The 12,569-nt window shown below is 40.1% G+C and carries 18 protein-coding genes; 14 read left to right on the forward strand and 4 right to left on the reverse strand.

Annotated features, from left to right (window positions below; genetic code table 11):
* Window positions 1-2: 2 nt before the first annotated feature.
* A complete protein-coding gene (locus tag FZC76_RS16305) occupies window positions 3-1,334 on the forward strand; it encodes a Na+/H+ antiporter family protein (RefSeq protein ID WP_148989227.1) in 1,332 nt (443 codons plus the stop codon).
* Between the two features lie 432 nt (window positions 1,335-1,766).
* On the opposite strand, the gene FZC76_RS16310 is transcribed toward FZC76_RS16305, so the two are convergent.
* Window positions 1,767-2,363: a biotin transporter BioY gene (locus FZC76_RS16310; protein ID WP_148989228.1), complete on the reverse strand. Its 597-nt coding sequence runs from the start codon at window positions 2,361-2,363 to the stop codon at window positions 1,767-1,769.
* 161 nt (window positions 2,364-2,524) lie between these two features.
* On the opposite strand from FZC76_RS16310, the gene FZC76_RS16315 reads away from it, so the two are divergent.
* The 13 genes from FZC76_RS16315 (at window position 2,525) to FZC76_RS16370 (ending at window position 8,603) form a co-directional block, all read left to right on the forward strand.
* Complete coding sequence (locus FZC76_RS16315; protein WP_148989229.1) at window positions 2,525-2,764, forward strand: YueH family protein; 240 nt, start codon at window positions 2,525-2,527, stop codon at window positions 2,762-2,764.
* 698 nt (window positions 2,765-3,462) lie between these two features.
* Window positions 3,463-3,603 carry a hypothetical protein gene (locus tag FZC76_RS23195; RefSeq protein ID WP_187442113.1) on the forward strand — a complete coding sequence of 47 codons (141 nt, stop codon included), beginning with the start codon at window positions 3,463-3,465 and terminating at the stop codon, window positions 3,601-3,603.
* 198 nt (window positions 3,604-3,801) lie between these two features.
* A complete protein-coding gene (locus FZC76_RS16320; protein ID WP_148989230.1) occupies window positions 3,802-3,996 on the forward strand; it encodes a hypothetical protein in 195 nt (64 codons plus the stop codon).
* Window positions 3,941-4,360: a hypothetical protein gene (locus tag FZC76_RS16325; RefSeq protein ID WP_148989231.1), complete on the forward strand. Its 420-nt coding sequence runs from the start codon at window positions 3,941-3,943 to the stop codon at window positions 4,358-4,360. The genes FZC76_RS16320 and FZC76_RS16325 overlap by 56 nt, the downstream gene beginning before the upstream one ends.
* A gap of 1 nt (window position 4,361) precedes the next feature.
* Window positions 4,362-4,622 carry a gas vesicle structural protein GvpA gene (gene gvpA, locus FZC76_RS16330; protein ID WP_148989232.1) on the forward strand — a complete coding sequence of 87 codons (261 nt, stop codon included), beginning with the start codon at window positions 4,362-4,364 and terminating at the stop codon, window positions 4,620-4,622.
* An 87-nt stretch (window positions 4,623-4,709) separates the two neighbouring features.
* A complete protein-coding gene (gene gvpO, locus FZC76_RS16335; protein ID WP_262372682.1) occupies window positions 4,710-4,970 on the forward strand; it encodes a gas vesicle protein GvpO in 261 nt (86 codons plus the stop codon).
* Between the two features lie 28 nt (window positions 4,971-4,998).
* On the forward strand, window positions 4,999-5,913 hold the full coding sequence (gene gvpN / locus FZC76_RS16340) for a gas vesicle protein GvpN (RefSeq protein WP_148989234.1): 915 nt from the start codon (window positions 4,999-5,001) through the stop codon (window positions 5,911-5,913).
* On the forward strand, window positions 5,903-6,664 hold the full coding sequence (locus FZC76_RS16345; protein ID WP_148989235.1) for a GvpL/GvpF family gas vesicle protein: 762 nt from the start codon (window positions 5,903-5,905) through the stop codon (window positions 6,662-6,664). Before gvpN ends, FZC76_RS16345 begins: the two co-directional genes overlap by 11 nt.
* A complete protein-coding gene (locus tag FZC76_RS16350) occupies window positions 6,664-6,927 on the forward strand; it encodes a gas vesicle protein GvpG (RefSeq protein WP_148989237.1) in 264 nt (87 codons plus the stop codon). The genes FZC76_RS16345 and FZC76_RS16350 overlap by 1 nt, the downstream gene beginning before the upstream one ends.
* Before the next feature lie 2 nt (window positions 6,928-6,929).
* On the forward strand, window positions 6,930-7,751 hold the full coding sequence (locus FZC76_RS16355) for a GvpL/GvpF family gas vesicle protein (protein WP_148989238.1): 822 nt from the start codon (window positions 6,930-6,932) through the stop codon (window positions 7,749-7,751).
* A 19-nt stretch (window positions 7,752-7,770) separates the two neighbouring features.
* Entirely contained in the window at window positions 7,771-8,025 is a 255-nt protein-coding gene (locus tag FZC76_RS16360) for a gas vesicle protein (protein ID WP_148989240.1), read from the forward strand.
* Window positions 7,986-8,270, forward strand: coding sequence for a gas vesicle protein K (locus FZC76_RS16365; protein WP_060665532.1), 285 nt, complete (start codon window positions 7,986-7,988; stop codon window positions 8,268-8,270). Before FZC76_RS16360 ends, FZC76_RS16365 begins: the two co-directional genes overlap by 40 nt.
* Before the next feature lie 30 nt (window positions 8,271-8,300).
* A complete protein-coding gene (locus FZC76_RS16370; RefSeq protein ID WP_148989241.1) occupies window positions 8,301-8,603 on the forward strand; it encodes a gas vesicle protein in 303 nt (100 codons plus the stop codon).
* Between the two features lie 644 nt (window positions 8,604-9,247).
* Here the strand turns inward: FZC76_RS16370 and rodA are convergent.
* The 3 genes from rodA to FZC76_RS16385 form a co-directional block, all read right to left on the reverse strand.
* Window positions 9,248-10,414 carry a rod shape-determining protein RodA gene (gene rodA / locus FZC76_RS16375; RefSeq protein WP_148989243.1) on the reverse strand — a complete coding sequence of 389 codons (1,167 nt, stop codon included), beginning with the start codon at window positions 10,412-10,414 and terminating at the stop codon, window positions 9,248-9,250.
* The gene (gene ftsW, locus FZC76_RS16380) at window positions 10,390-11,544 is read right to left on the reverse strand and encodes a putative lipid II flippase FtsW (RefSeq protein WP_148989244.1); all 1,155 of its coding nucleotides are present in this window, start codon (window positions 11,542-11,544) and stop codon (window positions 10,390-10,392) included. The genes rodA and ftsW overlap by 25 nt, the downstream gene beginning before the upstream one ends.
* Window positions 11,545-11,697: 153 nt before the next feature.
* Window positions 11,698-12,567, reverse strand: a complete 870-nt coding sequence (locus FZC76_RS16385) for an ATP-binding cassette domain-containing protein (protein ID WP_148989246.1) — start codon at window positions 12,565-12,567, stop codon at window positions 11,698-11,700.
* Window positions 12,568-12,569 lie beyond the last annotated feature (2 nt).

Below are 12,569 nucleotides of genomic sequence, written 5' to 3' on the forward strand. Positions count from 1 at the left end.
GTATGAATGCAGTTATCATAGCCGTTTTGGTTATGCTTACTTTAAGTTTACTTAGAATAAATGTTGTCCTTGCCCTGGTTTCAGGTGCTTTTATTGGTGGCATGGTTGGAGGTTTGGGCCTGGAAACCACTATTAATACTTTTACAGATGGTCTGGGAGGGAATGCAGCGGTAGCACTTAGTTACGCACTCTTGGGTGCTTTTGCAGTGTCACTATCGAAGACTGGTCTTCCGGATGCACTTGTGGAAGGTGCAATCAAGCTTGTGGGAACAAAAGAAGATACACGAAAAAAGAAGTTATCTAAAGTACTCATACTACTAATTATTTTAGCAATCTCAATTATGTCCCAAAACGTGGTTCCCGTTCATATTGCGTTCATTCCAATTCTAATTCCACCATTACTTAAAATATTGAATGAACTGAACATTGACAGAAGGCTAACTGCGGCCATTATCACATTCGGACTAACAGCACCATATATTCTGTTGCCAGTCGGTTTTGGTGGTATTTTTCACGGTATCCTAAAAACCAATATGAAAGAAAGCGGTTTGGATATCAACTTATCCTCTATTCCGACTGCCATGTTAATTCCTGTTTTAGGAATGATAGTAGGTCTTCTTATCGCGGTTTTCTTCAGCTATAGAAAGCCGAGAACATACAAACAAAAAGCAATTGCAGATCAAGAAACTGAGACATATTCCAAAAAATCCATCATCATTGCTTTATTGGCGGTTATTATATCGCTTGCCACGCAAGTCTATCTAAGTGATGTGCTTGGTGTAGATGGAATGATTTATGGTTCCCTTGTAGGTATTATCATCCTGTATGCGGGCGGAGTAATGAAATCTAATGAAACCGATGTTATCCTCACGTCTGGTATGCGTATGATGGCATTCATCGGATTTGTCATGATTGCGGCTTCTGGGTTTGCTAGTGTATTAAGAGAGACTGGCCATATTGAGACATTGGTTGCTTCTTCTGCAGGGTGGATTGGATCTAATCAGTTGCTTGCAGCATTAGCGATGCTGATAGTCGGACTTCTCATCACAATGGGGATTGGATCTTCTTTTTCCACGATACCTATTATTGCAGCGATATTTGTACCGTTATGTGCGGAGCTTGGTTTCAGCGCAATGGCTACGATTGCTATCGTTGGTACTGCTGCTGCTCTAGGTGATGCAGGGTCTCCTGCCTCTGATAGTACGCTTGGGCCGACTTCAGGTTTGAATGCGGACGGTCAGCATAATCACATTTGGGATACGTGTGTACCTACTTTTCTACACTACAATATCCCGCTGATTATTTTTGGATGTATTGCTGCGGTTATTTTATAATATTTTTTATGATTCGTGTACTGTTGATTTCCGTTCCAGGCGCTTCGCTTGCCTGCGGGCGGTCCGTAAGCCTCGTCCTCACTTGGTTGGAGGCCACTTAAAAAGTCTTTGATTTTAGATGTTGTTTAGACACCGCTGTTGATTTCCGCAAATGACTTCGCTTTCCTAGGGGCACTGGTGGAGCCTCCTCGGCTAAGCCTGCGGGGTCTCCACCTAGCGCTATCTCCCTCAGGAGTCTTCGCCATTTGCTCCAATCACCAGCTAGGAATCAAAAAAACTTTACGTTATTAGTTTTTCAACGGCCAACTCTATTGCGGGGTCTCACCTGTCCCCTCCTCCCGCGGGCGTCTGCGCGCCTTTAATTACAATTAACTAGAAATACACTTATACACAACAAAGCCAGGCTGCGCGTTTGCGGCCTGGCTTTGTTCATTATGCAGCCTTATGTGTGTGTGATGCTTTACTTGTTTTATTGACGACATAGAATAGTCTAGATGCAAGCATTGCGCATAGGATGGTAAACACGACATCTTTAACCGCAAATAAGGTCATAGTAGCCCATGCTGCTACGTAAGGCGTGCTAATTTCAAGTACATAATTTAGGATGACAAACATGTAGTTTGTTCCGATAACGTAGATAAGGATAATTCCAACGAAAGATGCAATCATAAAAGTGCCAAGATTCGGTTGAGCTTTCTTTTCAATAATTAGTCCTGCTACAAAAGCGGTAACCACGTAGGATAATAGAAATCCTCCAGTCGGCCCAACGATTGTTGCAAATCCTGAACTAAACTGAGCAAAAACTGGTGCACCTGCAATACCTACTAATAAATACACAATCATGGAAATGGCTCCAAGCCTTGATCCTAGTAAAATTCCAGCTAAAACACAGAAAAATGGTTGCATAGATAGTGGAACACCACCTACTTGAAGAAATGGCATCCAAGATACGATGTTGGCGCCAATTGCCATCAAGGCAACAAACATGGCTGCATAAGTAATATCCAATGTTGACAGTGAACGTTTCATAATGTAAACCCCTTTGTTGTATGTAGTTAACAATAAAATGATAATCTAAAAGTTTGATAGTTGTCAACACCATTATTTGTTTGGTTAACAAATGACGTGGTTGAATATTTTAGTTAGCCTCGCTAAAATATGAACTATAAAGTTTAGGAGGACGTTTCTATATGAAGATTAGAAAAGCAAATTTAGAGGTTGATACGGTTAGTGTCTATATTCATGAGAATAAAAAAGAGGAGCAGACATTGATTGCGATTCCCTCTATTAAATGGTCTACTATCATACCGTATGAGGAAGATAATACGAGTTTGACGAAGAGGTTAGAGGATGAGTTTAGGTCTGCGTTGAATTCTGAGGATGCGACCCACTTATCCTTAAAGCTTGTCCAATGGGTCCGTGAGATGTAAAACCAAAGTAGAAAGGAAACAGGTGGAGAGAAGTCTTCATCAAGGTTATGAAGACCTTAGTTAGTAGGAAACAGGTGGAGAGAAGTCTTCATCAAGGTTATGAAGACCTTAGTTAGTAGGAAACAGGTAGAGAGAAGTCTTCATCAAGGTTATGAAGACCTCAGTAAGAAGAAAACAGGTGGAGAGAAGTCTTCATCAAGGATATGAAGACCTCAGTAAGAAGGAAACAGGTAAAGAGAAGTCTTCATCAAGGTTATGAAGACCTTAGTTAGTAGGAAACAGGTAGAGAGAAGTCTTCATCAAGGTTATGAAGACCTCAATAAGAAGGAAACAGGTAGAGAGAAGTCTTCATCAAGGTTATGAAGACCTCAGTAAGAAGAAAACAGGTGGGGAGAAGTCTTCATCAAGGATATGAAGACCTCAGTAAGAAGGAAACAGGTAGAGAGAAGTCTTCATCAAGGTTATGAAGACCTTAGTTAGTAGGAAACAGGTAGAGAGAAGTCTTCATCAAGGTTATGAAGACCTCAATAAGAAGGAAACAGGTGGAGAGAAGTCTTCATCAAGGTTATGAAGACCTCAGTAAGAAGGAAACAGGTAGAGAGAAGTCTTCATCAAGGTTATGAAGACCTTAGTTAGTAGGAAACAGGTAGAGAGAAGTCTTCATCAAGGTTATGAAGACCTCAGTAAGAAGGAAACAGGTGGAGAGAAGTCTTCATCAAGGTTATGAAGACCTCAGTAAGAAGGAAACAGGTAGAGAGAAGTCTTCATCGCTTTGGCTTCGTATAAGAAGAATTCCGATTGCCACCCAACAAGCTGTTATACTGTTGAAAGGTCAATAATAAATTTGGAGAGAGGCATACCTGCCAATTGCGGGTGTGTCTCTTTTTTTGTTTTACAGAAGAAAAGTTCCCCACTCAAGGAATCAATTACTAAATCTGTAGGGAATAGTACCCTTTTTCCTGATTTTTGTTTAAAGATGAGGCAGAGAGTGAATATAACTTGAAACAGAATAAAATCACTTAAAGGAGTGGATGTAAATGAGTGTGAAAGATAGTGCCATGCAACTTAGTAAAAACAAGTGGGTGACAGGGGCAGTTGTCGGAGGTGTCGCAGCAAGCTCGGCTTTACTATTTAAAAAAGAACGTCGCAACAAGGTGATGAAATTTTTTCGGCGAGATGAAGGGGACCAGCAACCTGAAGGAACTGAAGAAGAAGCTATTAAAGAAAGCTAGAAAAGAAGCGACGGAGCAATATGTCGATTATAAAAAGGAAAAAACGAAGAACAAGATGCAAAAGAAAGTCGAAAATGTATCAGATAATCTAAATGATTCGACTGACCAGTTTGCAGACAAGGTTCATAGCAAGGCAGAGGACATCCAGGAAAAAGTGCAAGACTCGCTATTAAAGGTGAAAGATCGATTGAAGAAAGTAAAAGATGCAGGCGAAAGCTTTCAAGATAAAATCGGAAAGGGAAGTCGTTCCAGTGGAATTAAATCCTATTCAAATGTGAAACGGGCAGATGATTTAAATGGAATGAATTCCGTGAAACGAAGCGATCAAATCCCAAATGTGAGTGATATTAAAGGAGTGAAGTAAAATGGCAGCTATTCAAAAAAGTACGGATGGATCCAGTCTTGCAGAAGTAATCGATAGAATTCTAGATAAGGGTGTCGTCATTGACGTCTATGCACGTGTATCCCTTGTCGGAATCGAACTAATCACAGTGGAAGCGCGCGTAGTAATCGCCAGTGTGGATACATGGTTGCGCTATGCAGAAGCGGTTGGGCTTTTAAGAGATGACCTAATGGATGGAGAATTTCATTTATCTGGACAATCAACAGAACGTCAAAACGCATAAGATTTGAAAATTAAATACTAAGGAATCAAGGCACATATTACATGTGCCTTTGTTCCATTTTTCAAAAAGGCGGGGATGGCAGTGAGCATGAAGAAGGTCTTGAAGGAGGTAACGGATTTTTTTACAGAGTTCGTAAAACCACCATATAAGATTACAGCAGTTCAGCCTACAGATCAGGGCTGGGACGTCGTGGTAGAAGTAATTGAAGAAAAAGAATATATGAAAGCATACGCCAAAGACCAAATGGTGGGTGTTTATCATGCCAAACTTAATAAAGACATGGAAGTAGAATCATATAATCGAAGGAGTTTACGTTCTAGAAGTTCCATAGATTTGAACAATGAGTAAGGGCCGTTGGCGATGGAGGTAGTGAGACATGAACAAACAGCTGGAGAGGGAGATTGTTACACATGCTAAGGTGGAGGAGATCTCTGCCAGAACGGTAGACTACTTGAAGAATGGATTTCCTGTTCATTTTACAGGACCGACCGGTGTGGGGAAAACCTCCATGGCGCTCCACGTAGCCAGACAACTTGAAAGGCCAGTGGTGGTACTTCAAGGGCATGAAGAAATGACCAATGCAGACCTGCTTGGAGACTTTAACGGATATACCAAAAAGTTATTAGTGGATAATTATGTCCGCTCCGTCATGAAAAAAGAAGAAACAATGAAAGAGTCTTTCCAAGAAGGGCTTTTGTTGGAAGCAGTAAAAAACGGATATACACTTATTTATGATGAATTTACACGTTCCAAACCAGAAACAAACAATCTTTTCCTATCGGTTATTGAAGAAGGTGTTCTACCCTTGTATGGTTCCAAGCATAAAGAGAAATGGGTGAAAGTTCATGAGGAATTTTCCATTATTTTTACGAGTAACCCTGCGGAATATGCAGGAGTGCATAAGACACAGGATGCACTGCTGGACCGGATGATTACGATGGAACTTGGATATATGGAAAAAAATGCAGAAACCGAAATCCTTAAACAAAAAGTAGATGTTTCAGAAGAGGATGCCATTCTTATCACAAATTTCATTTCAGCTCTTAGAGACAAATGCTTGAATAAAGGCAAGCATGCACCAGGTATCCGTGCAGCCATCATGATTGCTACCATTTCGAAGCAGAAGGAAATGGAACGGAGTACAGATAATGAGGATTTCAAACAACTTTGCGTGGATGTGCTCTTGCATTCCGTCCATAAAGGGATGGAATATGAAAAACAATCAAGGTCGTTATCTCTTATTACACAGGAATTCAAGAAAGCTTTTGGAGGGAATTCAAATGGAAAATAATCTTGGCTATTATACGTTTTGTGTCATACCAAATGAACAGAAAAAAATAGATTTAGGGGAAGTGGAACTGGAAGGAAAGACCAGCACACTAGAGATAATTGAACATAAAGAGTTCTCTATGGTGGTCACAAAAGCTCCTATCAAAATCTATCATCCTAAAAAAGAAAACTTATTAACGCATCAGAATATTGTTTCTTCCCTTATGGAGAAGACGACTGTCATCCCAATGAGCTTTGGCAATGTGTTTGAAACAGAGGCTGACGTAGAATTTCTCATGAAATCATTATATTCAGAGCTTCAGGACATTTATAAAAAGATAGAAAACAAAATTGAAGTAGGCCTGAAAATAATCGGCAAGGAAGAATGGCTGAAAGCTGAAATAAATAAGAATCAAAAAGCAATGAAGCTGAAAGAAAAGATTAGCGGGAAATCGGAAGCTGCTTCTTATTATGAACGAATAGAACTTGGGGATATGGCTCAGAAGTTCATGAAGGAAAAGATGCAAATCTGCATGCAGGAAGTTTTCTTGCCATTAGCGGAAAAAGCCGTTTCTGCAAAACAAAACGAAACAATTGGAGGCAAGATGCTAATCAATGCAAGTTTTTTAATAGATCGAGACCATGAAGAAGAGTTTGATGAACTGGTTAACAAAATCTATGAAAAGTGGCAGGACAGAGTAGAATTCAAATATACCGGTCCATGGCCTGCTTACAACTTCATTGATATTAAACTCAAGGCGAAGGAAGCCTAATGATTCATAAGCTTCTTACTGGCCCGATGGGAGCTTTGGTGAAACTCGGGGAAAAGATAAAAGAAGAAGTGGACCGGGAAATGTATGATATTGATCATATTCAGAAGCAATTGGTTCAATTGGAAATGTTGATGGAAACAGATGAAATCACAGAAGAAGAATATCATGCACAAGAAGCCGAGCTGTTGCAGCGTTACGAAGTGGCAAAGCTCCGGGAGCAGAGAATGTTTGAAGACTTGAAAAGAAGAGATGGGGGTGGCTGAACATGACTGAAACAAAAACAGACAAGTCATTGTTCTATCTATACGGATTAGTGCCTACAGAAGAATTAAAAGAAAACCCGCTGACGCCATTTGCAGGAATTGACGGGCGACATCACTTATATGAACGGCAGATAGGAGAAGTGACAGCAATCTTATGTGAAATTGATGAAGAGGAATTTTCAGAAGAGGTTATTGAAGATAAGGTCAATCATGATATGGAATGGTTACAAGCGAAAGCATTGCATCATCATGAAACACTTGAAAAGCTTCATAACAACTATACACTTATCCCGCTGAAGTTCTGTACCATTTACAAAAACGAACAGAATTTGGAGAGAACAATAGAAACAGAGAGTTTGAAATTCCACCAGCTCTTCGAGAATATTGCACAAAAAGAAGAATGGAATTTAAAAATCTATTGTGATGATAATAAAATCAAAGAAGAAGTAGCAGAGCATTCCGCTGACATCAAACAACATGAAAAAGAAATTGAATCACTAAGTCCAGGAAGACAGTTTTTTGAACGAAAAAAACTGAAGCAAAAAATAGAAGAAGCCGTCGTAAATGTTAAAAGAAGAAAGTGTGATGAAATTCATGAAAAATTGAGCGAATTGTGTGCCCAGTCAGATGTGAAAAAGAACTGGAGCCAAGAGATGTCCGGTAGAAAGCAAGATATGAACTGGAACGGTATATATCTATTAAATAAAAATAATAGAGATAGCTTTCTGCAACAAGTGAAACAGCTTCAGGAAGAGTACGTGGACCTTGGTTTCACAATAGAGTATACCGGCCCGTGGCCATGTTATCATTTCGCAAACTTATAGGCAGAAGGTAGGGAACAAAATGCCAACGCAATATGGAGTAAACCCTAATCAGGATGTTTCTTTGCTGGACATTTTAGATGTCATTTTGGATAAAGGTGTCGTGCTAAGAGGGGAGCTTATCATCTCCATCGCGGACATTGATTTAATTTATCTGGATTTGCGATTGCTTATCACATCAGTAGATAAACTGATGGAATCTAATGAACGAAAAATAATCGGTGAGGAGGATACGAAATGGAGCATAGACCAGAAAAGAGCGGCAGGATCCAGTTAGATCCGGATAATGTGGAGCAAGGGTTATCCCAACTTGTTCTGACGGTAATAGAATTATTGCGTCAACTGATAGAGCGGCATGCACTAAGAAGAGTGGATAGTGGGAATTTAACAGATGAGGAAATCGAAAAACTTGGGACAGCATTAATGAACCTGGAATTAAAAATGGAAGACCTTAAGGAGATTTTCGACTTAGATGATGAAGATCTAAATATTAATTTGGGGCCGCTAGGGAATCTTCTATAATTTTTTTAGAGTATGAAGGAGCTGTTATGTATGTCAATGCAAACACCGTCAAATTCCAGTAACTTGGTGGAAGTACTAGAAAAGATTCTCGACAAAGGTGTTGTTATTGCTGGAGATATCAAGATTGGCCTTGCAGATGTGGAATTATTAACTATAAAGATTCGATTGCTTGTTGCTTCTGTTGATAAGGCGAAGGAGATTGGGATGGATTGGTGGGAAACGGATCCTTATTTTTCTTCAAGGGGTGTGAATCAAGAGTTACAGGAGCAGAATCAGAAGTTGTTGGAGCGGATTGAACAGTTGGAGAAGCGGTCGGAAGCACCGAAGGAATAAGCTATTATATTTTCATAAATCAGTTGGACAGTGTTTTAAAAGAGAAGCACTGTTTTTTTCTATTTCAATCAATATTTGTTAAACACCGCTGTTGATTTCCGCAAAAGGCTTCGCTTTCCTAGGGGCGGTGCTTGAGCCTCCTCGGCTTCGCCTGTGGGGTCTCAAGCTACCGCTATCTCCCTCAGGAGTCTTCGCCTTTTGCTCCAATCAACAGCTAAAAACTCTTTCATGTAAACATTCTCATAGGTTAATAAAAATCTGTTAAACACCGCTGTTGATTTCCGCAAAAGGCTTCGCTTTCCTAGGGGCGGTGCTTGAGCCTCCTCGGTTTCGCCTGTGGGGTCTCAAGCTACCGCTATCTCCCTCAGGAGACTTCGCCTTTAGCTCCAATCCACAGCTAAAAAACTCTTTCATCTAAACATTCTCATAGCTTAATCAAAATCTGTTAAACACCGCTGTTGATTTCCGCAAAAGGCTTCGCTTTCCTAGGGGCGGTGCTTGAGCCTCCTCAGCTTCGCCTGTGGGGTCTCAAGCTACCGCTATCTCCCTCAGGAGACTTCGCCTTTTGCTCCAATCAACAGCTAAAAAACTCTTTCATTAACTTAATATAAAACACCTCATCTAACTAAAGATGAGATGTTTAACTAGTTAAACATAAATCTCTTCGTTCTGTATTTTACACTCATGACAATTCCCATGGCTATCATATTTGTTAACAAGGCACTTCCTCCGTAACTCATAAATGGAAGAGCAAGGCCTGTGATTGGCATTAAGCCAATGGTCATGGCAATGTTCTGGAATATCTGAAACGCCAAGAGTCCAATGACCCCTGTCACCAAGTAAGTGCCGTAAGGGTTATCACAGCTTATGGCAATAATGATTAAGCGATAGATCAATATGAAGTAAATAGAGATTACAAGAGTTGCGCCGATAAACCCAAACTCCTCTCCAATAAGGGCGAATATAAAGTCTGTCTGAACCTCTGGTATCCGTCCGCTCTGAGACTGAACACCTTCTAATAAGCCTCTTCCGGATACTTGACCAGAACCTATTCCCTTCAGAGCTTCCGTTAGCTGAAAACCATAGGAAGAGGAATATTCCTCTCTACTCAACCATCCGTAAATACGCTCAAGCTGGTGAGGCTTGATAAACTTTGAGAACAACTCAATATGATTGTTATGCAAATAAACTAGTGTCGTCAATCCAGCCATAATGGTTCCTGCAAGTAAGGTAAGTACCCTCCAGGAAGTTCCGCTGATAAATATCATCGTTACCATGATGGCTCCAATAACAAGTGCTGTGCCTAAATCTGGCTGTAAGAGAATCAAGCCAAAGGGAGGAAGAGAATAGACCATGATCTTAATAACAACACTAAGAGGGGTCTTATTATCTAATTCATGTTTCTCTTTGGCCCATTTGTAGATTACTCCTGCAAGCACAATTAGGAGGAAAATTTTCATGAACTCAGAAGGTTGTAACAGAAATCCTCCAAGGTTGATCCACCGTTGGGATCCATTTCTGACAGTCCCGAATAAATGAACAGCGATCAAAAGACTGATTCCCAAAAAATAAAAGGGTAAGGCTAGATTTTCCAAAAGTTCATAGTCAAAGAACATAATGGAAAACATAATTCCTACCCCGAGTATGTACCAAATAATCTGCCGTTTTACGAAATAATACGGGTCATTGACGAAGTATTGACCCGATGCACTATAAACAGCTACTAAACTGATAATAAATAGCAAAAACAGCAGAAATAACAAAGTATAATCTATCCGACTATACTCTAGCTTGTTATTTTCTGTCCCCATGTTGAATCTGTCTCCTCTCTAGCTTCTCTCGCGATGGTGGCATGTATCGATAGGTGAACTAGAATGCCTGCTGCAAAAATGGTGATAAGCAGGGAAGACCCTCCATAACTGATGAAAGGAAGTGTGATACCTGTGATAGGCAATAATCCGCTTACTGCCCCAGCATTAAAGAACACCTGACTGCTGATTTGGAAGGTGATTCCGAATGCTAATAACTTGCCAAAGGGATCTTTTAGGGAAACCCCAACTCGAACACCTCTTACTAGTACGATTCCATACAGTAAAAACAATGTCAATATACCAAAAATCCCAAGCTCCTCCGAAATAACTGCGAGGATAAAATCGGTATGGGCCTCTGGAAGATAGCCCAGTTTATGTACCCCTTGCGCCAGTCCTCTTCCCAATAATCCGCCATTGCCAATGGCAATAAACGATTCTACTAGTTGGAAACCTGTATCTGATGCATCTCCGAAAGGGTCAATGAAAGAAGTGATCCTTGCCCAGCGGTAACTAGCGGTTTTTGCAAGAATGAAGATCGCCAAGGCTGCTACAGAGCCAAGTAAAAGAATATGTTTTAGCCTCGCTCCTGAACATATGAGGATAGCCCCGCATGCAATGATAATCATTGAGCCCGTACCTACGTCAGGTTGAAGGATAATCAGGAAAAATACTAATACTACTACAGCCAATGGAGGGGCAACGCCTTTACCAAATTGATGGATGTAAGGCTGTTTTCTTGCATAAACCCTCGCAAAATAAATGATCATAACTAGTTTGGCAATTTCAGAAGGTTGCACACTAATACTACCTAATTGGAACCAGCTGCGTGCTCCATTCACTTCATTTCCGATAAACGGGACAAGTACAAGTATTAAAGCAAGTAAAGTTCCTCCCACAAGTAAGGGAGTCAATCTGTCATATAGTTTGTAAGGTGTGATGATAGCAGCAATGAAAACTGGTATTCCTAAATACAGCCAAGTTTTCTGGCGATTGAAGAAATAAGCGTAGTCCTCATGAAGCTCATAACCTAGCAACATCCCGGCACTGTAAATCATAATTAAACCGTATATACATAACAACACGATAGCTGTTAACAGTAACCAATCTAGTTTTTTGAAAAAATTTATCATTCTCTAATACTCCTTTAAAAAAGGCTGGTTTCACAAAGAAAAAATATTCCCCCAATATTATTATACAATACCACACTGTTACAAAGATATTGGGAATATGTGAAACTTATGTAACAGCAATAGAGAACTGCATGGAAAGAAAAAAGAAGCTATCTATCTTTTAGCTTCTTTTGTATATTTTCTAATAAAGAAAGCATCTTCCATGGTAGGTTGTGATTCTATAAAACCAAGTACAGGCTTTATGTTACTTGCACACCTGATTGACAGTTTATCTTTAACACGCCCTGCATAAACGATAAGGTGTTGGTTTGAGAAGTGATCGTATAAGCTATCCTGCAGTTCACCGGTCCAAACTTTTAAGGGGAGTTGATGCTTCCACATTAGTTTGCTACCTGAATAAACGACTTTTCCTTGATACATCCATATAACTCTGTTACAAACTGGTTCCCACTCATTTAATTCATGGGTGGCAACAAGAATGACGCAATGTGGGGCAAGTTTTGCTACATAGTTTAATAAACTTTTTCTCTCATGAATATCTAGGAAGTTAAGAGGTTCATCCAGAAAAATGTATTTAGGCTTCCCTAGAAATGCCTGAGCCATTGCTAAACGCTGTTGCATTCCTTGGGAAAGTTTTTTCACTTTCTTTTTTTTAACATCCTCCAGGTGAAAAACTTTCAGCAATTCGTCAATTTGGCGTATAGAAAAGTCTTTTCCGAGGCCTTTAAGCTGTGCCATATACATCAATAATTTAAGTGGAGTGAAATCAGGATATAGTTCCACTCCTGTCGGCACAAAACCAATTCTACTTCTGACTAAAGCAAGTGCTGAGTCCATCGTGTCATCATGGTAATGAATTGTCCCACGGGGCGCCCGTGCAGCGGTTGCCAAAAGATGCAAAAGAGTGGACTTTCCAGACCCATTATTTCCTACTAAAATGGTGATTCCTGTTTGCAGTGTCAAATCATCTATTTCTAAGGAAAAGTGTTTGTATTTCCAGTATATATTGTCTAACTTTATCATGT

It is taken from the genome of Sutcliffiella horikoshii, assembly GCF_008180725.1.
Taxonomy (GTDB): domain Bacteria; phylum Bacillota; class Bacilli; order Bacillales; family Bacillaceae_I; genus Sutcliffiella_A; species Sutcliffiella_A horikoshii_B.

What these genes read in the sequence shown, in the direction of transcription:
- FZC76_RS16310 (WP_148989228.1), bottom strand. Translation starts at nt 2,363, where the DNA reads ATGAAACGTTCACTGTCAACATTGGATATTACTTATGCAGCCATGTTT.
- gvpN (WP_148989234.1), top strand. Translation starts at nt 4,999, where the DNA reads ATGAACAAACAGCTGGAGAGGGAGATTGTTACACATGCTAAGGTGGAG.
- FZC76_RS16385 (WP_148989246.1), bottom strand. Translation starts at nt 12,567, where the DNA reads ATGATAAAGTTAGACAATATATACTGGAAATACAAACACTTTTCCTTA.
- FZC76_RS16350 (WP_148989237.1), top strand. Translation starts at nt 6,664, where the DNA reads ATGATTCATAAGCTTCTTACTGGCCCGATGGGAGCTTTGGTGAAACTC.
- FZC76_RS16325 (WP_148989231.1), top strand. Translation starts at nt 3,941, where the DNA reads ATGAAGGGGACCAGCAACCTGAAGGAACTGAAGAAGAAGCTATTAAAG.
- FZC76_RS16365 (WP_060665532.1), top strand. Translation starts at nt 7,986, where the DNA reads ATGGAGCATAGACCAGAAAAGAGCGGCAGGATCCAGTTAGATCCGGAT.
- FZC76_RS16370 (WP_148989241.1), top strand. Translation starts at nt 8,301, where the DNA reads ATGTCAATGCAAACACCGTCAAATTCCAGTAACTTGGTGGAAGTACTA.
- gvpO (WP_262372682.1), top strand. Translation starts at nt 4,710, where the DNA reads ATGAAGAAGGTCTTGAAGGAGGTAACGGATTTTTTTACAGAGTTCGTA.
- FZC76_RS16345 (WP_148989235.1), top strand. Translation starts at nt 5,903, where the DNA reads ATGGAAAATAATCTTGGCTATTATACGTTTTGTGTCATACCAAATGAA.
- gvpA (WP_148989232.1), top strand. Translation starts at nt 4,362, where the DNA reads ATGGCAGCTATTCAAAAAAGTACGGATGGATCCAGTCTTGCAGAAGTA.
- FZC76_RS16320 (WP_148989230.1), top strand. Translation starts at nt 3,802, where the DNA reads ATGAGTGTGAAAGATAGTGCCATGCAACTTAGTAAAAACAAGTGGGTG.
- FZC76_RS16360 (WP_148989240.1), top strand. Translation starts at nt 7,771, where the DNA reads ATGCCAACGCAATATGGAGTAAACCCTAATCAGGATGTTTCTTTGCTG.
- FZC76_RS16355 (WP_148989238.1), top strand. Translation starts at nt 6,930, where the DNA reads ATGACTGAAACAAAAACAGACAAGTCATTGTTCTATCTATACGGATTA.
- ftsW (WP_148989244.1), bottom strand. Translation starts at nt 11,544, where the DNA reads ATGATAAATTTTTTCAAAAAACTAGATTGGTTACTGTTAACAGCTATC.
- FZC76_RS16315 (WP_148989229.1), top strand. Translation starts at nt 2,525, where the DNA reads ATGAAGATTAGAAAAGCAAATTTAGAGGTTGATACGGTTAGTGTCTAT.
- FZC76_RS16305 (WP_148989227.1), top strand. Translation starts at nt 3, where the DNA reads ATGAATGCAGTTATCATAGCCGTTTTGGTTATGCTTACTTTAAGTTTA.
- rodA (WP_148989243.1), bottom strand. Translation starts at nt 10,414, where the DNA reads ATGGGGACAGAAAATAACAAGCTAGAGTATAGTCGGATAGATTATACT.